Annotated in this window: 16 protein-coding genes and 1 pseudogene; 6 read left to right on the top strand and 11 right to left on the bottom strand. The window is 73.4% G+C overall.

Annotated elements, in window-relative coordinates; genetic code table 11:
* Positions 1 to 2: 2 nt before the first annotated feature.
* Both C1708_RS19165 and C1708_RS19160 read right to left on the bottom strand, forming a co-directional pair.
* Entirely contained in the window at positions 3 to 1,760 is a 1,758-nt protein-coding gene (locus C1708_RS19165; protein ID WP_106413827.1) for an outer membrane protein assembly factor BamB family protein, read from the bottom strand.
* A 244-nt stretch (positions 1,761 to 2,004) separates the two neighbouring features.
* Complete coding sequence (locus tag C1708_RS19160; RefSeq protein WP_106413826.1) at positions 2,005 to 3,813, bottom strand: ABC-F family ATP-binding cassette domain-containing protein; 1,809 nt, start codon at positions 3,811 to 3,813, stop codon at positions 2,005 to 2,007.
* A 156-nt stretch (positions 3,814 to 3,969) separates the two neighbouring features.
* Here C1708_RS19160 and C1708_RS19155 point away from each other — a divergent pair, with 156 nt between their 5' ends.
* Complete coding sequence (locus C1708_RS19155) at positions 3,970 to 4,560, top strand: Uma2 family endonuclease (protein ID WP_106413825.1); 591 nt, start codon at positions 3,970 to 3,972, stop codon at positions 4,558 to 4,560.
* Between the two features lie 8 nt (positions 4,561 to 4,568).
* Here C1708_RS19155 and C1708_RS19150 read toward each other — a convergent pair whose 3' ends face one another.
* From C1708_RS19150 to rsmI, 4 genes are all read right to left on the bottom strand, one after another.
* On the bottom strand, positions 4,569 to 5,465 hold the full coding sequence (locus C1708_RS19150) for a 4-(cytidine 5'-diphospho)-2-C-methyl-D-erythritol kinase (RefSeq protein ID WP_106413824.1): 897 nt from the start codon (positions 5,463 to 5,465) through the stop codon (positions 4,569 to 4,571).
* Positions 5,462 to 6,355 carry a 16S rRNA (adenine(1518)-N(6)/adenine(1519)-N(6))-dimethyltransferase RsmA gene (gene rsmA / locus C1708_RS19145; RefSeq protein ID WP_106413823.1) on the bottom strand — a complete coding sequence of 298 codons (894 nt, stop codon included), beginning with the start codon at positions 6,353 to 6,355 and terminating at the stop codon, positions 5,462 to 5,464. Before rsmA ends, C1708_RS19150 begins: the two co-directional genes overlap by 4 nt.
* A gap of 346 nt (positions 6,356 to 6,701) precedes the next feature.
* Entirely contained in the window at positions 6,702 to 7,586 is an 885-nt protein-coding gene (locus C1708_RS19140) for a TatD family hydrolase (protein ID WP_106413822.1), read from the bottom strand.
* 117 nt (positions 7,587 to 7,703) lie between these two features.
* On the bottom strand, positions 7,704 to 8,558 hold the full coding sequence (gene rsmI, locus C1708_RS19135) for a 16S rRNA (cytidine(1402)-2'-O)-methyltransferase (RefSeq protein ID WP_106413821.1): 855 nt from the start codon (positions 8,556 to 8,558) through the stop codon (positions 7,704 to 7,706).
* An 85-nt stretch (positions 8,559 to 8,643) separates the two neighbouring features.
* Here rsmI and C1708_RS19130 point away from each other — a divergent pair, with 85 nt between their 5' ends.
* Both C1708_RS19130 and C1708_RS19125 read left to right on the top strand, forming a co-directional pair.
* Positions 8,644 to 10,389, top strand: coding sequence for a dolichyl-phosphate-mannose--protein mannosyltransferase (locus C1708_RS19130; RefSeq protein ID WP_106413820.1), 1,746 nt, complete (start codon positions 8,644 to 8,646; stop codon positions 10,387 to 10,389).
* A 434-nt stretch (positions 10,390 to 10,823) separates the two neighbouring features.
* Positions 10,824 to 12,866 (top strand): fibronectin type III domain-containing protein, encoded by a 2,043-nt coding sequence (locus C1708_RS19125; protein WP_106413819.1) that lies wholly within the window; start codon positions 10,824 to 10,826, stop codon positions 12,864 to 12,866.
* Positions 12,867 to 12,955: 89 nt separating this feature from the next.
* Here the strand turns inward: C1708_RS19125 and C1708_RS35135 are convergent.
* A pseudogene (locus C1708_RS35135) lies at positions 12,956 to 13,715 on the bottom strand (NF041680 family putative transposase); the annotation flags it as partial.
* 135 nt (positions 13,716 to 13,850) lie between these two features.
* Between C1708_RS35135 and C1708_RS19115 the strand changes: the two are divergent.
* Both C1708_RS19115 and C1708_RS19110 read left to right on the top strand, forming a co-directional pair.
* Positions 13,851 to 15,479, top strand: a complete 1,629-nt coding sequence (locus tag C1708_RS19115) for a penicillin-binding transpeptidase domain-containing protein (RefSeq protein WP_106413818.1) — start codon at positions 13,851 to 13,853, stop codon at positions 15,477 to 15,479.
* A 134-nt stretch (positions 15,480 to 15,613) separates the two neighbouring features.
* Complete coding sequence (locus C1708_RS19110) at positions 15,614 to 17,275, top strand: penicillin-binding transpeptidase domain-containing protein (RefSeq protein ID WP_106413817.1); 1,662 nt, start codon at positions 15,614 to 15,616, stop codon at positions 17,273 to 17,275.
* A gap of 37 nt (positions 17,276 to 17,312) precedes the next feature.
* Here the strand turns inward: C1708_RS19110 and C1708_RS19105 are convergent, their stop codons facing one another.
* On the bottom strand, positions 17,313 to 17,675 hold the full coding sequence (locus C1708_RS19105; RefSeq protein ID WP_106413816.1) for an SsgA family sporulation/cell division regulator: 363 nt from the start codon (positions 17,673 to 17,675) through the stop codon (positions 17,313 to 17,315).
* Between the two features lie 222 nt (positions 17,676 to 17,897).
* Here C1708_RS19105 and C1708_RS19100 point away from each other — a divergent pair, with 222 nt between their 5' ends.
* Positions 17,898 to 19,067, top strand: a complete 1,170-nt coding sequence (locus tag C1708_RS19100; protein WP_106413815.1) for a serine hydrolase domain-containing protein — start codon at positions 17,898 to 17,900, stop codon at positions 19,065 to 19,067.
* On the opposite strand, the gene C1708_RS19095 is transcribed toward C1708_RS19100, so the two are convergent.
* The 3 genes from C1708_RS19095 to C1708_RS19085 all read right to left on the bottom strand — a co-directional run bounded on the left by C1708_RS19095 (position 19,064) and on the right by C1708_RS19085 (position 22,608).
* Complete coding sequence (locus C1708_RS19095) at positions 19,064 to 19,339, bottom strand: DUF1876 domain-containing protein (protein WP_106413814.1); 276 nt, start codon at positions 19,337 to 19,339, stop codon at positions 19,064 to 19,066. The genes C1708_RS19100 and C1708_RS19095 overlap by 4 nt on opposite strands.
* Before the next feature lie 319 nt (positions 19,340 to 19,658).
* Positions 19,659 to 21,875, bottom strand: coding sequence for an MMPL family transporter (locus tag C1708_RS19090; RefSeq protein ID WP_106413813.1), 2,217 nt, complete (start codon positions 21,873 to 21,875; stop codon positions 19,659 to 19,661).
* Between the two features lie 130 nt (positions 21,876 to 22,005).
* Positions 22,006 to 22,608, bottom strand: coding sequence for a TetR/AcrR family transcriptional regulator (locus C1708_RS19085; RefSeq protein WP_106413812.1), 603 nt, complete (start codon positions 22,606 to 22,608; stop codon positions 22,006 to 22,008).
* Between the last annotated feature and the right edge of the window lie 73 nt (positions 22,609 to 22,681).

Here is a 22,681-nt window from a genome sequence, read left to right as displayed (position 1 = left end):
CCTCACTTGCCGTAGGCGAGCATCAACTTCTCCTTCGCGTCGTCATTGCCGGTCAGCCGGGTGGTCGACAGGTAGAAGCGGCCGTCGACCCAGTCGATCGCCTTGCTGAAGAAGCCGTTCTCGATGTCGGCGACCGCCTGCGGGTTCTGCATCAGCACGGCCGGCTCGTGGCTCGCGCCGCTGACCGGCAGGGCGACGACGCGGCCGCCGGCGTCGTAGGACGGCTCGACGTACGCGATCAGCCTGCCGTTCTCCACCTTCACCGGGACCATCGGCTCCTCCACGGGGGAGGACTCGCGCCACAGTTCCTTGCCGTCGGCGAGGCTGATGGCGACCAGTTCGTTGGCCCCGGTGGTCGCGGCGGTCGGCAGGTAGAGGGTGTCGCCCGCGACGACGACGCCGTCGCAGCCCTGGAGGTCACGCGCGAGGATGGCCCAGCCGCAGCCGGGGTCGAACTTCTCGTCGACGGAGACCTGCGAGCGCAGCTTGCCGGCGGCGGTGAAGGCGGCGATGTTCCACGACTTCTTGTCGCTGCCCTCCTCCTGCTTGGTGGCGTAGACGACCAGCGGGTCGACGGAGAAGGCGCGCTCGACCCTCCAGCCCTTGGCGTACCGGTAGGTCCACTTGGCCTTGCCGGTGGCGGGGTCGAGCTCGCGGACCTCGTCGTGGGCGTTGGCGCCGCCGGCGCCGCAGGACGCGACCTGGATCAGTCGCTCGCCGCCCGCGAACGCGGCCGGGAAGCAGGGGGCGTCGCCGTACCGCTTGGAGTCGAACAGCTTCTTGCCGGAGCGCACGTCGTACGCCGTGCCGGACTGGGAGCGGCCCACCATCAGCGTGTTGCCGGTGAGGGACATCTCGATGGACACCACGGTGTCGAACAGGTCGCCGTCGGCGACCTCCTGGGTCCAGCCCTTCTCGCCGGTGGCGAGGTCGACGAGCTGGAGCTGGTTGCACTTGGCGCGGTCGCCGCCGCTGCTCATGTGCGCGACGACGATCTTGTCGTCGGCCGTCTTCTGCGGGGTGACCGCGCAGATCTTGTGCGGGAAGGTGAGGGTGTCCCAGGCGGGCGTGCCGTCGGTGACGTCGTACCCGTAGAGGTCCTTGTAGGCCGCCTTGACCGCGGTCCTGCCGGTGACCCACAGGCCGGGGGCCTCGGCGCCGGAACCGGGGGCGTCGGGCGCCTCCTTGTACCAGAGCACCTTGGACTCGCCCGCCCGACGGCCCTCGTTGAGGTCCTGCGGGTCCTCGCCGCCGTCGCCGCTGCCGTCGCCCGGGTTGACCGGGGCGCCGCTGGGCTCGCCCGGCTCGGGGTCGTCGGTCTTCTGGGCGACCGGCTCCTTCTTCCCGTCGTCGCCGGAGACGGCCCACACCGTGCCGCCGACGATCAGCGCGACCGCCACCGCGGCGGCGGCGACGAGCAGCGGCTTGCCCTTGAACGGGTTGCGGGAGCCGCCGCCGGGCGGGGTGCCGGGCGCGCCGGGGAACTGGGGCTGCTGCGGGTGGCCGTACCCGGGCTGCTGGCCGTACGGGCCCGGCTGCTGCGGCTGTCCGTACGGGCCGGGCGGGCCGTACGGCCCGGAGGCGTAGGGGCCGGGCTGCTGCGGAGGCTGCTGCGGGTGGCCGTACCCGGGCTGCGGGGCGCCGGACGGCCGGTCCTGCGGGGGCGGCGGGGTCTGCGGCGGTCCGAAGCCACCGCCCGGCGGCGGATCCTGCGGCGGTCCGAAGCCGCCCTGAGGCGGCTGGTTGGGCGGCTGAGTCATCAGCGCGTTCCCCCTTGCTCACTGATTTTTAGCCACGCCCTGAGGTACGTGATGACCCAGAGTCGTCGTCGGTCACTTACCAGACGGCTCTTTCTATCACCCGGCACCGACACGCCACCGGGCCGCGTCCTCCCCTGTTCCCAAGGGAGGACCGGCCTGTGATGCGTCCGTTACGTGCCTCCACGCCCTCTTCACGCGGCGCGCGCTCCCCGCGCGCGGGCGCGTGACGCGGCTTTCACGCCGGTCAGGCGTCCTCGGCGAGTTCCAGCCAGCGCAGCTCCAGTTCGTCGCGCTGACCGGCCAGGTCCCGCAGCTCGGCGTCCAGTTCGGCCACTTTCGCGAAGTCCGTGGCGTTCTCGGCGATGGCGGCGTGGAGGGTGGCCTCCCTGGCCGAGATCTTGTCCAGCTGGCGCTCGATCCGCTGGAGTTCCTTCTTCGCGGCGCGCTGGTCGGCGGCGCTCTTCTCGGGCGCCGCGCTCCGGGCCGGAGCGGCGGACGGGGCGGAGGCGGCGGCCTCCTCCATGCGCTTGCGGCGCTCCAGGTACTCGTCGACGCCGCGCGGCAGCATCCGCAGGGTGCCGTCGCCGAGCAGGGCGAAGACGCGGTCGGTGGTGCGCTCGACGAAGAACCGGTCGTGGGAGATGACGATCATGGAGCCGGGCCAGCCGTCGAGGAGGTCCTCGAGCTGGGTCAGGGTCTCGATGTCGAGGTCGTTGGTGGGCTCGTCGAGGAAGAGCACGTTGGGCTCGTCCATCAGCAGCCGCAGCAGCTGGAGGCGGCGGCGCTCACCGCCGGACAGGTCCCCGACGGGCGTCCACTGCTTCTCCTTGTTGAAGCCGAAGGTCTCGCAGAGCTGGCCCGCGGTCATCTCGCGGCCCTTGCCGAGGTCGACGCGCTCCCGCACCTGCTGCACGGCCTGCAGCACCCGCCACTCGGGGTCGAGTTCGGCGACCTCCTGCGACAGGTAGGCCAGCTTGACCGTCCTGCCGACGCGGATCCGCCCCTCGGCGGGTTGCGTCTCGCCCTCGCTGCGGGCGGCCTCGGCGAGCGCCCGCAGCAGGGACGTCTTGCCGGCGCCGTTGACGCCGACCAGGCCGATGCGGTCGCCGGGGCCGAGCTGCCAGGTCACGTGCTTCAGCAGCACCTTCGGCCCGGCCTGGACGGTCACGTCCTCCAGGTCGAACACCGTCTTGCCCAGCCGGGAGGAGGCGAACTTCATCAGCTCGCTGCTGTCGCGCGGCGGCGGCACGTCCTTGATCAGCTCGTTGGCGGCCTCGACGCGGAAGCGCGGCTTGGAGGTGCGGGCGGGGGCGCCGCGCCGCAGCCAGGCCAGCTCCTTGCGGACCAGGTTCTGCCGCTTGGCCTCCTCGGTGGCGGCGATGCGCTCGCGCTCGGCACGGGCGAAGACGTAGTCGGAGTAGCCGCCCTCGTACTCGTGGACGGTGCCGCGCTGCACGTCCCACATGCGGGTGCAGACCTGGTCGAGGAACCACCGGTCGTGGGTGACGCAGACGAGCGCGGAGCGGCGGTCGCGCAGGTGCTCGGCGAGCCAGGCGATGCCCTCGACGTCGAGGTGGTTGGTCGGCTCGTCGAGGACGATCAGGTCCTGCTCCTCGATGAGCAGCTTGGCGAGCGCGATCCGGCGCCGCTCGCCGCCGGACAGCGGCCCGATGACGGTGTCGAGTCCCTTGGGGAAGCCGGGCAGGTCGAGTCCGCCGAACAGTCCGGTGAGCACGTCGCGGACCTTGGCGTTCCCGGCCCACTCGTGGTCGGCCATGTCGCCGATGACCTCGTGCCGGACGGTGGCCCCGGGGTCGAGCGAGTCGTGCTGCGTGAGCACGCCGAGCCGCAGCCCGCCGGAGTGCGTGACGCGCCCGCTGTCCGCCTCCTCGAGCCGGGCCAGCATGCGGATCAGCGTGGTCTTGCCGTCCCCGTTGCGCCCCACGACCCCGATCCGGTCGCCCTCGGAGACGCCGAGGGAGATCCCGTCCAGCAGCGCACGCGTGCCGTACACCTTGCTGACGTTCTCGACATTGACCAGATTGACGGCCATTTCTCTCCTGCCCGGTGGATCGATCAGCTTTCCAGCGTAGGCCCTGCCGGAGGGCGGCCGTGACGCGAGGAGATGGTCACCCTTTGTGATGACGTGATCGGAATCGGGCGACTACCGTGGTGGGCAGGCAGCAGGATCCCGTCCAGGGGAGGACTCATGACCGCCGAGCCCGCAGAGCACCGCCGCTGGCCGGTGCCGCCCCCGGACGGCTACACCGTGGACGACCTGTTCACCCTGCCTGATCTCCCGCCGCACACCGAGCTGATCGACGGGAGCCTCGTCACCGTGAGTCCGCAGCGCAATTTCCACGCAGATGTGATCGACCTGCTGGTGAGTGGCCTGCGGCAGAGCGTGCCGAAGAAGTACAGGGTGAAGCGCGAAATGACCATCGTCCTGGACCGGCGCAACGGACCGGAGCCCGATGTGAGCGTGGTCCGCGCCGACGCGGTCCGCGGCCCGGACCAGACGAGCTATCAGGCGCAGGACGTCGTGCTGGCCGTCGAGGTCGTGTCCCCGGACTCGGAGTCCCGCGACCGTACGACCAAGCCGTACAAGTACGGCGCCGCCGGCATCCCCCACTTCTGGAGGGTCGAGCGGGACGGCAGCGGCCGGACGCCGCTCATCCATGTCTACGAACTGGACCCGCTCACTCGTGCGTACGTGCACATGGGCATGCACCGCGACCGGATCAAGGTGGACAAGCCGTACGGCATCGACATCGACCTGACGGCCATCGACGAGCTCTGACCCGACTCTTACATCACCGTCGCCCCCGGCACCGGCCCGGTCGCCGTGCGCACCGTGCGGCAAGCGGCCGAGGACTCCAGCGCCTCGGCGATCGCTCCCGCCTCCTCCTCGTCGCGGGCGAGGAAGGCCGTCGTCGGGCCCGAGCCGGAGACCAGGGCGGCGAGGGCGCCCGCCTCGCGGCCTGCCGCGAGGGTGTCCGACAGTTCCGGGAACAGGGACAGGGCGGCCGGCTGGAGGTCGTTGGTGACGGTGGCGGCGAGGGCGTCCGGATCGCCCTCGGCGAGGGCGTCGAGCAGCGGCCGGGACGCGACCGGCTCCGGGATGTCGCGCCCCTCGCCGAGCCGGTCGAACGCGCGGAAGACCGCCGGCGTGGACAGTCCCCGGGTGGCCATGGCGAACACCCAGTGGAAGACGCCCCCGACCTCCAGCCCGGTCAGCTTCTCGCCCCGCCCGGTGCCGAGCGCCGCCCCGCCGACCAGGCTGAACGGCACGTCGCTGCCCAGCTCGGCGCAGATGTCGAGCAGTTCCCCGCGGCTCGCGCCGGTGCCCCACAGCGCGTCGCAGGCGAGCAGGGCGCCCGCGCCGTCCGCGCTGCCGCCGGCCATGCCGCCCGCGACGGGGATGTCCTTGGCGATGTGCAGATGGACGTCCGGCGTCCGGCCGTACCGCTCGGCGAGGGCCAGGGCGGCGCGGGCGGCGAGGTTGGTGCGGTCGAGGGGAACCTGGGCGGCGTCGGGTCCGTCGCAGGTGATCCGCAGCCCGTCCGGCGACGGGGTGGCGGTCACCTCGTCGTACAGGCCGACCGCGAGGAAGACGTTGGCCAGCTCGTGGAAGCCGTCGGGGCGGGCCGCGCCGACCGAGAGCTGGACGTTGACCTTGGCGGGGACGCGGACGGTGACGCTCACTGCTGACCGGGCTCCTTGTCGGACGCGTGCCGCGGCCCGTGCTCGGCGATACGGGCGAACTCCTCGACGGTCAGCGACTCCCCCCGCGCCTGCGGCGAGACGCCCGCCGCGACCAGCGCGGCCTCGGCGGCCGCCGCCGAGCCCGCCCATCCGGCGAGGGCGGCGCGCAGCGTCTTGCGGCGCTGGGCGAAGGCCGCGTCGACGACGGCGAACACCTCGCGCCGGGTCGCGGTGGTCTTCAGCGGCTCCACGCGCCGCACCAGCGACACCAGGCCGCTGTCGACGTTCGGCGCGGGCCAGAAGACGGTGCGGCCGATGGCCCCGGCCCGCTTCACCTCGGCGTACCAGTTGGCCTTGACCGAGGGGACGCCGTACACCTTCGAGCCGGGGGCGGCGGCGAGCCGGTCGGCGACCTCGGCCTGGACCATCACCAGGGTGCGCTCGATGCTCGGGAAGGTCTCGAGCATGTGCAGCAGCACCGGGACGGCGACGTTGTAGGGGAGGTTCGCGACCAGCGCGGTCGGGGCCGGACCGGGCAGCTCGGTGACGTGCATGGCGTCGGAGTGGACGAGCGCGAACCGGCCGGCGCGCTCCGGCATGCGGGCGGCGACGGTGGCGGGCAGCGCACCGGCCAGCACGTCGTCGATCTCCACCGCCGTGACCCGGTCGGCGGCCTCCAGCAGCGCCAGCGTGAGCGAGCCGAGCCCGGGGCCGACCTCGACGACCACGTCGTCGGGGCGGACCTCGGCGGTACGCACGATACGGCGGACCGTGTTGGCGTCGATGACGAAGTTCTGGCCGCGCTGCTTGGTGGGCCGTACGCCGAGGGCGGCCGCCAGTTCACGGACGTCGGCGGGGCCCAGGAGGGCGTCGGGGGTGGGGCTGGTCACGGGACAAGGGTACGGGGCGGCCGGGTCCGCCCCGGTCACCGCGGGTGCCGTCGTCCGCGCAGCCGCTCCCCGCGGTGCGGCCACCGCCGGGACGACGGTCGGGCGGGCGCGCGGCGGAGCGGGGCGGGACGGGGCGGAGCGGGCACGGTCTCCGCCCCGTGGATCCCGCCGCGCACGGCGTGCGCCGGGCACGTCCTCCGGCACGTCCCGAACCGCGGGGTGGTGCTCACGCCGGCACGCTCCGGGGCCGGCCGCCGGGAACCCCCGAGGGGGCTCCCGGAACCCGGCCGAGCGCCGGCCGCCCCCCGAGCGGCACGGCCACGGAGCGTGGCGCACGGCCGGGTCCTCAGTAACCGAAGGCGCGGGCGGTGTTGGCGCCGAGCGCGGTGGCCAGGGTGTCCTCGTCGATGCCGCGCACGGCGGCCATGGCACGCACGGTGACCGGCACCAGGTAGGGGGCGTTGGGCCGCCCGCGGTAGGGCGCCGGGGTGAGGAACGGCGCGTCGGTCTCCACCAGCACCAGCTCCAGCGGGGCGACGGCCAGCGCGTCCCGCAGGTTCTGCGCGTTCTTGAAGGTGACGTTGCCGGCGAACGACATGTAGTAGCCGGCGCGGGCGCAGATCTCCGCCATCTCCGCGTCCCCGGAGTAGCAGTGGAAGACGGTGCGCTCGGGGGCGCCCTCCTCCTTCAGCACGCGCAGCACGTCCGCGTGGGCGTCGCGGTCGTGGATGACCAGCGTCTTGCCGTGCCGCTTGGCGATCTCGATGTGCGCGCGGAAGGACCGCTCCTGCGCCTGCCTGCCCTCCTCACCGGTGCGGAAGTGGTCGAGGCCGGTCTCGCCGACGCCCTTGACCTGCGGCAGCGCGGCCAGCCGGTCGATCTCGGCGAGCGCGTCGTCCAGCGCCGCGTCCCCGCCCGGCTCGCGGGCGCCCTGCCGCGACCACCCTCCCTCGGGGTCGCCGAGCACGATGCGGGGCGCCTCGTTGGGATGCAGCGCGACCGTCGCGTGCACGGCGTCGTACGCCGCCGCCGTCTCGGCCGCCCACCGGGACCCCTTGAGGTCGCAGCCGACCTGCACCACGGTCGTCACCCCCACCGACGCGGCCTTGGCGAGGGCCTCCTCGACCGTGCCGGACTGCATGTCGAGGTGCGTGTGGGAGTCCGCGACCGGCACCCGCAGGGGTTCCGGGAGCGGCGGCGCGGCGTTCTTGCCGGGGTCGTTGGCAGGCATGCTCCCGATCCTACGGAAGCGGCGCGCACCCCTCCCGCGGAAGCCCCGGCTCCTACGGCAGCCCCCCGCCCTACGGTCCCTGCGGCAGCTCCCCCGCGTTCCCGGCCGCCCCCTGCCCTACGGCAGCTCCCCCGCGTTCTTGGCCGCCACCACCGCGTCGAACACCTGCCGCTTCGGCAGCCCGGCCTCCGCCGCGACCGCCGCGATGGCCTCCTTGCGCCGCTCGCCCGCCTCCTCGCGCACCCGCACCCGGCGCACCAGCTCGGCGTCGTCGGTCTCCTCGGGGCCCTTCTCGGGTGCGCCCTCGACGACCACGGTGATCTCCCCGCGCACGCCCTCGGCCGCCCACGCGGCCAGCTCGGCCAGCGGGCCGCGCCGGACCTCCTCGTACGTCTTCGTCAGCTCGCGGCAGACGGCGGCGCGGCGCTCGGCGCCGAACACCTCGGCCATCGCGGCGAGGGTGTCGTCGAGGCGGTGCGGGGCCTCGAAGTAGACGAGGGTGCGGCGTTCGTCCGCGACCTCCCGCAGCCGGCCCAGCCGCTCCCCCGCCTTGCGGGGCAGGAACCCCTCGAAGCAGAACCGGTCGACGGGCAGCCCGGACAGGGCGAGCGCGGTGAGCACGGCGGACGGTCCCGGCACCGCGGTGACCCGGACGTCCCGTTCGACGGCCGCGGCGACCAGCCGGTAGCCGGGGTCGGACACGGACGGCATGCCGGCGTCGGTGACGAGCAGCACCCGCGCGCCGCCCGCCAGTTCCTCGACCAGTTCGGGCGTGCGGGCGGTCTCGTTGCCCTCGAAGTACGACACCACCCGCCCCTTGGGGGTGACGCCGAGCGCCTGGGTCAGCCGGCGCAGCCGCCGCGTGTCCTCGGCGGCGACGACGTCGGCTCCGGCGAGTTCCTCGGCGAGCCGGGGCGGCGCGTCGGAGATATCGCCGATGGGGGTGCCTGCGAGTACGAGGGTTCCGGTCACGGGGTCATCCTCCCAGGAGCGGACGGAGGCGGGGCATACCGCCCATGCGCGGGACTCGCACAGCGCCTTTCCCTACGATGGCGCGGTGACCAGTACCGCGTCCTCCACGGACACCCGCCAGGAGCAGCCGCCGCTCGACCAGCGGCAGACGTGGCAGCACCGGCTGCGGCGTTTCGGCCACCGGACGTCCGCCGCCGGAGGGGACGTCCGCGACCGCCTGGTCCCGCCGTACACCGGGCCGTCGGGCCGGCTGTGGAAGACGCTCGGCGTGCCCCCGGTGCCGGCCGGCCGTCTCGTCCGCTGGTCGGGGTGGGGGGGCCCGCTGCTGGTGACGCTGGTGGCGGGGGTGCTGCGGTTCTGGAACCTGGGCAGTCCCAGGGCGGTGATATTCGACGAGACGTACTACGCGAAGGACGCGTGGGCGCTCGTCCACCGCGGGTTCGAGGTCAACTGGGACAAGGAGGTCAACCGGCTCGTCCTGGACTCGGGCGGCGACGTCCCGATCCCCACGGACGCGGCGTACGTGGTCCATCCGCCGGTCGGCAAGTACGTCATCGGGCTGGGCGAGCTGCTGTTCGGCTTCGACCCGTTCGGCTGGCGGTTCATGACGGCGCTGCTCGGCACGCTGTCGGTGCTGATGCTGTGCCGGATCGGGCGGCGGCTGTTCCGCTCCACGTTCCTCGGCTGCCTCGCGGGCGCGCTGATGGCGGTGGACGGGCTGCACTTCGTGATGAGCCGCACCGCGCTGCTCGACGGCGTGCTGATGTTCTTCGTGCTGGCCGCCTTCGGCTGCCTGCTGATCGACCGGGACAGGGCCCGCGCGAAGCTGGCCGCCGCGCTGCCGGTGGACGCGGACGGGCGCGCCCGCCCGGACGTGGAGGCCGCCGAGAGCACCCGGATCGGTTTCCGCCCCTGGCGGCTGGCGGCGGGCCTGATGCTGGGCCTGGCGATCGGCACCAAGTGGAACGGCCTGTACATCATGGCCGCGTTCTGCGTGATGTCCGTGCTGTGGGACGTCGGCGCGCGCCGGGTCGCGGGCGCGGTCCGGCCCCGGCGGGCGGTGCTGAGGCGGGACCTGGGCCGGGCGTTCCTGTCGACGGTGCCGGTGGCGGTGGTCACGTACTTCGCGTCCTGGACCGGCTGGATCCTCTCCGCCACCGACGGCAGCGGCGGCTACTACCGCGACTGGGCCACCCGCGACGGCCGGCGGAGCGACTGGTCGTGGCTGTTCCCCGACTGGTGGCGCAGCCTGTGGCACTACGAGACCCAGGTGTACGACTTCCACGTCGGCCTCTCCTCGCCGCACACGTACGAGTCCAACCCGTGGAGCTGGATCGTCGCCGGGCGGCCGGTGTCGTACTTCTACGAGTCGCCCGCGCCGGGCGTGGACGGCTGCCCGGCGGACGCGGGCGAGAAGTGCGCGCAGGAGGTCCTGGCCCTCGGCACGCCGATGCTGTGGTGGGTGGGCTGCCTCGCCCTGGTGTACGTGCTGTGGCGCTGGTTCTTCCGCCGCGACTGGCGCGCGGGCGCGATCGCCTGCGGCATCGCCGCCGGCTACGCCCCCTGGTTCCTGTACCAGGAACGCACGATCTTCTACTTCTACGCGGTCGTCTTCCTGCCGTTCCTGTGCCTGGCGGTGGCGATGCTCCTGGGCGCGGTCGTCGGCCCGCCCCGCTCCACCGACACCCGCCGCGTGGCGGGCGCGACGGCGGCGGGCGTGGTGACCCTCCTGATCCTCTGGAACTTCATCTACTTCTGGCCGATCTACACGGGCACCCCGATCCCGATCGACGACTGGCGGTCGCGGATGTGGCTGGACACGTGGGTCTAGCTGGGCGGACAGGCCACGGGGGCGCGGCGGTCCGCCGCGTCCCCGTGGTCGTCGCCGGTCGACGGCGGTTGTCGTGGGCCACTCTCGGACGGCCCACGAGACGGCCCGTCACCGGGCCCGCAGCGGATGTGCAGCGGGCTCCCCTCGGCCTCTCTCACCCGCGACTTCTCCGTCGCTCGAGGCCGCGCTGGGGCATACCTGGGGGAAAGCCCTCGAGAACATCGCTCCAGGAGTCCGCTCCGGCTGCCGCCGTCGACCGGTACGACAGCTCCAGGCGTGTCGCCCGGACGCCGCGCCGCTACGGGTGAGCGGCCGGGACGTCGCCCGGAAAACGTGCGTGAGCCGGGGACAACCCTGCCCCCGGCTCACCAGTCACACAAGCGTCTGACCGTGCACGTGATCCGCCTTGGTCCGGAAGGGGCCCTTTCTCCGTGATGACTCGTACCCGGCTGTCCGCGCTGGCCGCGACGGCCGCGCTCGCCACCACCGGCGGCCTGATCACCGCCGCCCCCGCCGCCGCGGCGGTCACCTGCGCCTCTCCCGCCTGGCGGGCGCAGTACTTCGGCAACGCCACCTTCAGCGGCACGCCGAAGCTCACCGTCTGCGACACCGTCATCAGCGAGAAATACGGGTACGGCGACCCGGCCGGCGTCACGCTGCCCAAGGACAACTTCTCCGTCCGTTGGTCCCTCAGCCGTGACTTCGGCTCCGGCGGCCCCTTCCGGCTCTCCGCCGCCACGCAGGACGGCATGCGCGTCTACGTCGACGGTGTACGGAAGATCGACCTGTGGAAGAACGTCTCCACCACCGCCCGCAGGACCGTCGACCTCACCATCCCGGCCGGCAAGCACACGATCCGCGTGGACTACGTCGCCTGGACCGGCTACGCCTCCGCCGCCTTCACGTACGCCCCGCGCACCCAGGCCGCCGTCGACAGGGTCAAGCCGCTCGCCCCGACCGGCCTCACCGCCGCGTACGACCGGGCGACGGCCAGGACCACCCTGCGCTGGGCCGCCAACAAGGAGATGGACATCGCCGGGTACCGCGTGTACCGCCGGCTGAGCACCACCAGCTGGGCCAGGGTCAGCGGAGCGTCCCTGCTGACCACCCGGTCCTTCGTCGACGCCCCGCCCGCCACCGGCCAGACCTTCCTGTACGAGGTCCGAGCCGTCGACAAGGCCGGCCGCGAGTCCACCGGCAGCCTCGACGTGACCGCCACCACCGCCGACCGCACCGGCCCGGCCGCCCCGGCCGGCCTCACGGTCGTCAGCGACGCCTGGTGGGCCACCCTGAACTGGCAGGCCGTCGGCGACGCCGCGAAGTACCAGGTGTACGCGGCCTCCTCGGCCACCGGCCCGTTCGAGCTGCTGGGCACGACGACCACGACGTCCTACCGGACCGACGCCCCCGTGAACGCGAACCAGTACTACCGCGTCCGCGGCGTCGACGCGCTCGGCAACCCGGGGGCGTATGCCGCAGTCACCGGCGACGGCGTCGACCGTACGCCGCCGGGGTCCCCGGCCGGCCTGAACTCCCTCGCCCGTCCCGGCTACACCGCGGTGTACTGGACGGCGCCTGGCGGCCGCTGGTCCGAGGACTTCGGCAACGGCGGGCACTACCGCGTGTACCGCTCGCCCGGCAAGACCTTCGACCCGGCCGCCCGCACCGAGGTGACCTGCGCCGACGAGGGGAGCGACGAGGCGAGCAACAGGGGCGCGTGCGTCGACCGGGACATGCCCGTGAACACGTACGTGACGTACGCCGTCACGGCAGTGGACCCGGACGGCAACGAGTCGGCGTACTCCGCCCCGCTCGTCGTCCGCACCGGCGACAGCGTGCCGCCCGGCCCGGTCACCGGCGTGAAGGTCACCCCGCGCGACGACGGCATGCTGGTGAGCTGGGCCGCCTCGCCAGAGGACGACATCGACGAGTACGTGGTGTGGAAGGGCGTCCGGCAGGCCGACGGCACGGTCAAGTGGCTCGGCCCGGACACCTGCTGGGAGGGCACGGGCAACTGGCTGGCGATCCTCTGCGGCAACCTGCCGGACGGCGAGACGCACGTGTACGCGGTGACGGCCAAGGACCACTGGGGCAACGCGCTGCGCCCGAGCGACCCGAAGGTCACCGTGGTCGAGGCCACCGAGCTCGATGTCCGGCCGTCCGTGACCGTCACCCGGGACTGGAGCCTCGGCGGTCCGGGCCACAACCGGACGGCCACCCGTCCGTCCGTCGACTGGCAGTGCACCGACACGGCCCGCTGCGCCACGGTCACCGGCTACCGCGTGAGCCGGTGGAACCCGGCGACCAAGGCGTACGAGCCCCAGCACGACGGACTGCTCCCGGCGGACGCCCGGACGTGGGAGGACGCCACGGCGACGAAGGGGAACACGTACTTCTACACGCTGGAGGCCGTGACGGCCGACGGCGCCGTGGTGGGGACGTACCCCTGGTACATCGTCTTCCAGGACCGCGTCTGAGGGACCCGGGGGCCGCCGGGAGGCGCCGGGAGGCGCCGGAGGGACGCTACTGGGCGGTGGTGGTTGCCGTGGTCGCGGTATGCCGCTGCTGTGCGGCGGGAACGTGGGGTCGTGGACTTCTTCGTGCGTCGCTCCGCGGGGCCGGGTTCGCGGACGGTGTGCGCGTCATGGCGTGCGGTGGGCCGGTGGTCCCTGCGGCCGGGTGGCCGCCCCGGGCCGGGCCGGAAGGATTTCGGTGCTCCGGCCGGGCAGGCGGCCTTCGGCCGGAGGCGCCGGACGTCGCGACGGACGCGGGCGGGGCGAGTCCGGCGGGCGGCATCGGCTTCTCCCCCGGCCGCCGGAGGTCCGCCGCCGGCGGCCGGGCGGGCCGGAGCCGGGTGAAGGCTGCGACGATCAGCCAGGTCCAGCGGTCAGCGACCTCGGGGGTGCGGTTCTTCGGACAGGTCCGGCCCAGGCCTGCTCGAACAGGCGGAAGGTGTGCTCGATGCCGAAGCGGCGCAGAGACGCCTGCCACGGACGGTCGACGCCGGCTGTGGCGGTGCCGGCGCCCGGTCACCACAGCCATACCGGCTCGGGCGTCGCGCCCCTGGGCAGATGCCCGGCCCGCGGACGGATCACGGTCCCCCCGATCACCGGCAGGGCGCCCGGCTCAGCGGTCCAGGCCGAGCGATGGGTCAGTCGCGGGTGGAGCCGGTCCCAGGCCCGGGCGGTGGCGGTGCCGTGGAGACGGGCCGCGGTCACCGTCTGCGTGCCGGAAGTGCCCCGGGTGTCCGGGTCACCGAAGACGGACTCCCCTCCGTGCCGTGGCGGTCGGCCCCTCACGCCGGGCTCGCGAGGCGGGACCGCCCGGCACGGGTCTCTTTGGGACAACGATCCAGAACTCAGGCCCCGTCGGGTGCGGGCAGCGCATAGAGTTCGGCACGTGCCGGTGCTTTTGAACGCGTTCAGGAGATGCGGGGCCCGGCCGGGGGGAGGGATCGGCCGATGGGCAGGGGGGTCAAGGTCGCCGTCATAGGCGGCGTGTTCGCCGTGATGGTCGGCGGGGCCGGGTACGGGGCGTACAACATCGTCTCGGCCGTCGGCGGCGGGGGCGGCGGTTCCGCCGCGTCGGACACGCCGAAGTCGGGGCCCCCGGACCGGGACGAGGTGCGTGAGACGACCGAGGCGTTCTTCGGCGCCTGGGAGACGGGGCGGGCCGCCGAGGCCGCGTCGTACACGAACGACGCGCAGGACGCCGGCGCGCTGCTGACCGCGTACGGCGAGGAGGCGCGGATCGGCCGGGTCGACATCACGCCGGGCGCCCCGCGCGGCACCACCGTGCCGTTCACGGTGAAGGCGACCGTCTCCTTCGACGGCGTCTCCGAGTCCCTGCGCTACACCAGCACGCTGACCGTCGTGCGCGGCGAGACCACCGGCCGCGCGCTGGTCGACTGGGCGCCGTCCGTCGTCCACCCGGACCTGAGGGACGGCGACACCCTCGTCACCGGCGAGTCCGCGCAGCCGCCCATCGAGGCGGTGGACCGCGACGGCACCGTGCTGACGAAGGAGAAGTACCCCTCCCTCGGACCGGTCCTGGACACCCTGCGGCAGAAGTACGGCGACGAGGCGGGCGGCAGCCCGGCCGTCGAGCTGTCGATCCGGCACGCGGCCGACGAGGCGGACACCCCGCTGCTCACCCTCGCCGCGGGCGAGCCGGGCACGCTGCGCACCACGCTCAGCGCCGGGGTGCAGGCGGCCGCCGAGAAGGCGGTGCGGGCGTACCCCGAGTCGTCGGTGGTGGCGCTGAAGCCCAGCACCGGCGAGGTGCTGGCCGTGGCCAACCACCGCGACGACGGCTTCAACGCGGCCTTCCAGGGCCAGGTCGCCCCCGGCTCCACCATGAAGATCATCACCGCCGCGATGCTCATCGACAACGGCGTGACCTCCATGAACGGCCCCGCGCCCTGCACGGACACCGCGGTCTGGAAGAGCCAGACCTTCAAGAACCTCACCGGCATGGCGCCGAACGAGGGCGCCACCCTCGCCGACAGCTTCCTGCGCTCCTGCAACACCGCCTTCATCAAGCTGATCGACGAGGAGCCGCTCACCGACGCCTCGCTCACCCAGGAGGCGCAGGAGCGGTTCGGGCTCGGCCGGGACGACTGGAAGACCGGCATCGCCTCCTTCGACGGCAGCGTGCCGGCCGTCGGCGGTCCGGACCGGGCGGCGAACGCCATCGGCCAGGGCCAGGTGCAGATGAACCCGCTGACCATGGCCTCCGTGACGGCCACCGCCGTCACCGGCGCCTTCCGCCAGCCGTACCTGGTCTCCCCCGAGCTGGACGGCCGGCAGCTCGCGCAGGCGAAGGGCCTGCCGGCGGGTACGGCCGCGCAGCTCAAGGAGATGATGCGGCTCACCGCCACCCAGGGCACCGCGCAGCGGGCGATGTCCGGCCTGGGCGGTGACATCGGCGCGAAGACCGGTTCCGCGGAGGTCGACGGCAACGCCACGTCGGACAGCTGGTTCACCGGCTTCCGCGACGACGTCGCGGCGGCGGCCATGGCGCAGCAGGGCGGCCACGGCGGCGACGCGGCGGGGCCGATTGTCGCAGCCGTGCTACGAGCGGGCGGCTGAGCGCACGGCCCGTCCGGCGGGACTTTAGGGTGGGGGCCGTCGTCGGCGCAGCAGCGCCGACGACGGCCTTGACGCGATCGAGAGCCACGCGGGCCGCGGGGGGCCGGGGCGGGGCGACGGAGGAACGGACAGCAGTGGGGAACAGAGGGCACGCCGGGGACCGGCGGAGTGTCAGGCCGGTCGTGATCGGCGCGGCGATGGCCGTGATCATGGGTGGCGCCGGCTACGGCGCGTACGCGCTCGTCGGCGGCGCCGGACAGGACGGCGGGGACACCACCACGCAGGCGGAGACCGTGAAGTCGGGGCCGCTGTCGGCCGACGAGGTCACCGCCGCCGCCGAGCGGTTCCTGACCGCCTGGCAGTCCGGCCAGGTCGCCGAGGCCGCCGCCGCGACCGACGACCCGGCGGCCGCCAAGGCGGCGCTCACCTCGTACGTCAAGGACGCCCGCGTCCGGAACCTCGCCCTCACCCCGGGCGCCCCCGCCCAGGACACGGTCACCTTCTCCGTCAAGGGCACGGTGGCGTACGAGCAGTCGTCGAAGCCGCTGGCGTACGACAGCACGCTGCACGTGGTGCGCCGGGCCGGGGACGGGGAGCCGCGCGTCGACTGGCGGCCTTCCGTGCTGCACCCGGAGCTCAGGGAGGGCGACAGGCTGGTCACCGGTGAGGCGGGCACCCCGCCGGTGAAGGCGCTGGACCGCGACGGCGGCGAGCTGACCACGGCGACGTACCCGTCCCTCGGGTCCGTGCTGGACGGGCTGCGCGCGAAGTACGGCGAGAAGGCGGGCGGCCGGGCCGGCGTGGAGCTGCGCGTGGTGCGCGGCGAGGCGTCGAAGAAGGCGGAGCTGTCCGACACGACCCTGCTGGAGCTGAGCGAGGGCACGCCGGGCACGGTGAGGACCACGCTGAACCCGTCCCTGCAGGCGGTCGCCGAGGCCGAGGTGGCGAAGAGGAAGCGGGCGTCGGTGGTGGTGCTGCGGCCGTCGACCGGCGAGATACTCGCGGTGGCGAACTCCTCGCGCGGCTTCAACGTCGCCTTCCAGGGATCGCTGGCGCCGGGCTCCACCATGAAGGTGGTCACCTCCTCGATGCTGATCGAGAAGGGCCTCGCGTCCATGGACAAGAAGCACCCGTGCCCCAAGTACTTCAGCTACGGCGGCTGGAAGTTCCAGAACCTCGACAAGTTCCAGATCAAGGACGGCACGTTCCGCGCGAGCTTCGCCCGCTCCTGCAACACCGCCTTCATCAGCCAGGCCCCGAAGCTGGAGGACGACGACCTCACCGAGCACGCCCGGGACTACTACGGTCTCGGCCGGAACGACTGGCAGGTCGGCGTGTCCACCTTCGACGGCTCGGTGCCCGTGCAGTCGAAGGCCCCGATGGCCGCGTCGCTGATAGGCCAGGGCGGGGTGCGGATGAACCCGCTGAACATGGCGTCGGTGTCGGCGACGGTCAAGGCGGGGGTGTTCCACCAGCCGTACCTGGTGTCGCCGGAGGTGGACGGGCGCCGGCTGGCGAAGGCGCCGCGCACGCTGTCCGCCAGGACGCTGGCGCAGGTGCGGGAGCTGATGGCGTACACCGCGACCAGCGGCACCGCCGCGGAGGCGATGGCCGGGGTGGACGGTGAGCGGGGCGCCAAGACGGGGTCGGCCGAGGTGGACGGGCAGAAGAAACCCAACGGCTGGTTCACCGCCTACCGCGGCGACCTGGCGGCGGCCGCCGTCGTCCAGTCCGCCGGCCACGGCGGCTCCACGGCGGGCCCGATCGTGGCGGCCCTGCTGAAGGCGGGCGGCTGAGGGAGCCGGGCGGTGCGGGTCCGGGACGCCCCGCCGGTCAGTGGGGGACCGGCTGGGCCGCCGGCACGCGGGTGAGGTTGAGGAAGCGGGACAGGGTCTTGGTGTCGAACTCGACGACCGAGTGGCCCCGGCCGCTGTGGAACTCCACGACCGTCTGCGCCCGGCCGCACGGCCACACCCGTGTGCCGTCGCGGTCCACGGGCGCGGTGAGGCCGTGTTCCAGCAGGTCCCGTTCGACGACCCACTCGCGGGGCACCGCCCCGGGGAGGGCGACCCGCACGTGACGGGGGTCGGCCTCGGGGTCGTACCGCAGCGTCACGGGGACGGTCCTGTGACTCTCCGGCAGGGGGGCCGCGTCCGTCACGATGTGGACTCGCGCGTACTGCTCGATCACGGACATCGGTGGGCCCCTTACGCTGCGTCGTGCGCCTGTCAAGGCTTCCCAGGCTTGCCGGCCGTCTGCCCACCCCCGTCCCATCGTGCACCCAAATCGGAATCCGCGCTTCCGAGCGGCGTGCCGGTGCTGTCCGTCCGTGGGTGACGAGCGCACCGCGCCCTGGAATCGCAGGCGCGGCGGCGCGGTTGCACCCACTGTCGCAGGCGAGTGGAAGGAACACAGGACGTGGACGTCGACGTGCACGGCACGGTGGCCGACGGGTACGAACCGGTCCGGGAGGCGTTCGCCCGGAACTTCGAGCGGCTCGGGGAGCGGGGGGCGGCGCTCGCCGTGTACCGGGACGGGCGCCGGGTCGTGGACCTGTGGGCCGGGACCAAGGACGTCGACGGCGACGGACCCTGGCAGCGGGACACCGCCCAGGTCGTCCGGTCGGCCACCAAGGGCGTCGCGGCCGCCGCGCTGCTGATGCTGCACGAGCGCGGGCTGCTGGACCTGGACGCGCCGGTCGGCCGGTACTGGCCGGAGTTCAAGGCGCACGGCAAGGAGGGCGTGCTGGTCCGGCACGTCCTCGGGCACCGGGCGGGACTGCCGGTGCTGGACCGTCCGCTGGACTTCGCCGAGGCGGCCGACCCGCGGCGCGCCGCCGTGGCGGTCGCCGCGCAGGCCCCGGTGTGGGAGCCGGGCACGGACCACGGCTACCACGCGCTGACGTACGGCTGGCTGGTGGACGAGCTGGTGCGCCGGGTGACGGGCCGGGGCGCCGGCGACTGGACAGCGACCGAGATCGCCGCCCCGCTGGGCCTGGACCTGTGGATCGGTCTCCCGGACGCCGAGGCGCACCGCGTCGGCCGGGTCGGCAGGACCGAGGCGCCCGAACCGTCAGGGGCGCTGCGCGCCCGGCCCAAACGGTCGGTCACCGCCGCCTACGCCGACCCGGCCTCCCTCACCCGCCGCGCCTTCGACGCGATCGCACCGTCCCCGGACCAGAACGACCCGGCGTTCCACGCGGCCGCCCTGCCCGCCGCGAACGGCATCGCGACGGCGGACGGGCTGGCCCGCTTCTACGCGTCGCTCGTCGGCCCGGTCGACGGCGTGCGCCTGCTCGCCCCGGCCACGGTGGAGCGCGCCCGCGCCGAGGAGTCCGCGGGCCCCGACCGGGTCCTGGTGGTGGGCACCCGCTTCGGGCTCGGCTACATGCTGCACGGCACCGCCTCCCCCTTCCTGGCCCCGGGCTCCTTCGGCCACCCCGGCCGCGGCGGCTCCCTCGGCTTCGCCGACCCGGAGTCCGGCGTCGCCTTCGGCTACGTCACCAACGGCTTCCGCAGGACGGTGACGGCGGACCCCAGGGCCCAGGCGCTGATCCGCGCGGTGCGGGAGTGCGTCACGCGTTCCTAGACGTGGATCGGGTGGGAGACACGGCCGGACGCGTCGTCGATCTCGCGGTGCGCCTTGTCGAGCATCTGCATGGCGAGCTCGTTCAGGGCCCGGGCGCCGGCGATCTCCTCCCCGACCCGCGGCTGATTGGCGTCGGTGTAGTGCCGGGACGCGTGCCCGTGGGCGCGTACCTCGGACCCGTCGGGCAGCCGGACCATCGCGGCGGCGCGGGTGTGCTGGTCGTCCTCCATGAACTCCAGCTCCACGTGCCATCCCACTGCGGTGTGCATCATGACGGATCACCTCCGGATTTCCTCTGGTTCCAGGGTGCGCCTCCCGCCTGCATGCCGCACGCGCCCGCCCGCACGGGCGAGGCGTCGCCTTCCGGCCCGGTGACCGGCGCACGGGTGCCGGGGCGGCGGGTCGGCGGACGCCGTCACCGGACCCCCGCCGGCCACGGGGTTTCCGCGCCACGCCCGGGGGCCCCGCGCGCCGCTGCGCCGGAGCGCACGACACGCGGCCTCGTTCCGTGCGGCGGACGGAACGAGGAAGCCGGTGAGGGCGCCCCGTCCCCACGGAGCCCTCACCGGCTGGTCGTGACCGTCCGTGCCGTCAGGCGCGGACGAGTTCCTTGTCCTCGTCGTCCCTGTCCGCCGTGCCGTCGTGCACGGCGAGGCTCTCGCCCTCGACGTCCACGTTGGGCAGGGCGCGGTCCATCCACTTCGGCAGCCACCAGGCCTTGTCGCCGAGCAGCGCCAGGACGGCCGGGACGATGGCCATGCGGACCACGAACGCGTCGAAGAGGACGGCGATCGCGAGGCCGAAGCCGATCATCTTGACCATGGAGTCGCTGGACCCGATGAACCCGGAGAACACCGCGATCATGATGACCGCCGCGGCGGTCACCACCCGGGCGCTGTACCGGAATCCGGTGACCACCGCCTGGCTCGGCTTCTCGCCGTGGATGTGGGCCTCGCGGATGCGGGTCACGAGGAAGACCTCGTAGTCCATGGCCAGTCCGAAGACCACGCCGACCATGAAGAGCGGCATCATCGACATGATCGGGCCGGTCTCCTCGACGCCCATCAGGCCGGACAGCCAGCCCCACTGGTAGACCGCGACGACCGCGCCGAGGGCCGCCAGCACGGAGAGCAGGAAGCCGAGGGCCGCCTTCAGCGGGACCAGGATCGAGCGGAACACCACGATCAGCAGCAGGAACGCGAGCCCGACCACCAGCACCAGGTACGGCACCAGCGCGTCGTTGAGCTTCTGCGAGACGTCGATGTTCATCGCCGTGGCGCCGGTGACGAGGACGTCGGCGCCGCTGTCGGCCTTGAGGTCGGCGCCCGCGGCACGGATGTCGTGCACCAGGTCCTCGGTGGTGACCGAGGACGGCTTGGCGTCCGGGATCACGGTGATCGTCGCGGTGTCGCCGGCCTTGTTGGGGGCCGCCGGGGCGACGGTCACGACGTTGTCGAGGGCCTTGATGTCGTCGCCGGCCTGCTGGAACACGGCCTGCGGGTCGTCGCTGCCCTTGGCGTCGACCACGACCATCAGCGGGCCGTTGAAGCCGGGGCCGAAGCCCTCGGAGAGCAGGTCGTAGGCGCGGCGCTGGGTGGTGGACGTCGGCTGGGAGCCGTCGTCGGGCAGGCCCAGCTCCAGGGAGCCGGCCGGGACCGCGGCGGCGCCGAGGCCGACCACGCCGAGCAGCAGCACGGCCAGCGGACGGCGGACGACGAAGCTCGCCCAGCGGGTGCCCATGTTGGGGCGGTCCGCCTTGTCCCCGGCGCGGCCGCCGCCGAGCAGCTTGCTCTTCTCGCCCGCGGGGCGGATGCGGCGGCCCGCGTAGCCGAGCACGGCGGGGATGAGGGTGAGGGCGATGAGGACCGCGACGGCGACCGTGCCGGCGGCGGCGATGCCCATCTTCGTCAGCATCGGGATGTTGACGACGGTCAGGCCCACCAGGGCGATGATGACGGTCAGGCCGGCGAAGACCACCGCGGAGCCGGCGGTGCCCGCGGCGCGTCCGGCCGCCTCCTCGCGCCCGCGTCCCTCGGCCAGTTCGGCGCGGTAGCGGGAGACCACGAACAGGGCGTAGTCGATGCCGACCGCGAGACCGATCATCGAGGCCAGGATGGAGGTGGTGGAGCCCAGGTCGAGCGTGCTGGCCAGCGCGGTGATGGTGGCCACGCCGATGCCGACGCCGACGATGGCGGTGAGCAGCGGCAGCCCGGCGGCGAGCAGCGAGCCGAGGGTGATGACCAGCACGACGGCGGCGACGCCGATGCCGATGATCTCCGCGGTGCCGGTCTCCGGTATGGCCTGGAGGGCGTCGCCGCCGATCTCGACGGTCAGCCCGGAGTCGCGGGCGTCCTCCCCGGCGGCCTTCAGGGCCTCGCGGGTCGACTCCTCCAGCTCCATCCCGGAGACCTTGTAGGTCACCGAGGTGTAGGCGATCGTGCCGTCCCGGCTGACGCCGCCGGTCCGGTACGGGTCGGTGACCTGGGCGACCTCGGCGCCGTCGGACAGCTCGCCGACGGTCTCCTGGACCGCCGCCTTGTTGCCGGGGTCGGTCATCTTCTCGCCGTCGGGCGCCTTGAAGACGACACGGGCGGTGGCTCCGTCGGCGCTGGCGCCGGGGAAGCGTTCCTCCAGCAGGTCGAAGGCCTTCTGGGCCTCGGTGCCGGGGATGGAGAAGGAGGAGGTGCCGGCCGCGGGCGCGCCGGCCGCGCCGACGCCCGCGAGCGCCAGCAGCGCCACCCAGAAGAGGGCGACGAAGTGCCGTTTCCGGAAGGAGAACCGGCCGAGTCGGTAGAGGAATGTGGCCACGAGGGCGTACTCCCGGTCAGTCGTGGTTGCTTCAGGGCAGGACGGATCAGCCCGACGACGCTGGGGGTACCACCCATGCCCTTCGGGCTATGGGGGAGGTGACGTCAGGAAGTGGCTGACTGTGGGGCGGTCAGTGGGGTGGGGCGACTCCGAGGGCGGGGAGCACCACGGCGTCGATGTACGAGGTGAGGAACGCCTGCGTGGGCGGCTGCTCGTCGATCAGCGTCCGTGTGGCGAACGCGCCGACGAGCATGTGCACGATGTAGTCCAGCGCCGGGCTGTCCGCGCGGACCTCGCCCCGTTCGACCGCGCGGTCGACGATCCGGCGGAACTCCTCGATCTCCGGCTCCACCAGCAGCTCGCGGAACGCCTGACGGAGGTCGTCGCTCTGGTGCACCGCCATGGCGAGGGCCCGCATGAGGGCGACGTTCTGCGCCATGACGCAGTCGTCCTCGCGGCCGATGATGGTGTGCAGGTCACCCCTCAGGGACCCGGTGTCCACGTCGGCGGTGCTGCCCGGTTTCTGGCTGCGCATCGCCCGGACGACCAGTTCGGCCTTGCCGCCCCACTGGCGGTAGAGCGTGGCCTTGCTGGACCGGGTGCGGGCGGCCACGGCGTCCATGGTGAGGGCGTCGTAGCCGACCTCACGGAGCAGGTCGAGCACGGCCCGGTACAGGCCGGCCTCACGCTCGGGGGTGATCCGGCTGCGACGTGACGTCGCGATGTCACTCATGCCGACCACCTTTCCGCTCGGTCTCACCGCATCAAAGAAACGACACGGTTTCGTACGAGAAGAAGGTACCCCG

The sequence above is a fragment of the Streptomyces sp. DH-12 genome (assembly GCF_002899455.1).
Taxonomy (GTDB): domain Bacteria; phylum Actinomycetota; class Actinomycetes; order Streptomycetales; family Streptomycetaceae; genus Streptomyces.
Note: the sequence above shows the minus strand (reverse complement) of the source record. Positions and strands in the feature narration are given on the sequence as shown.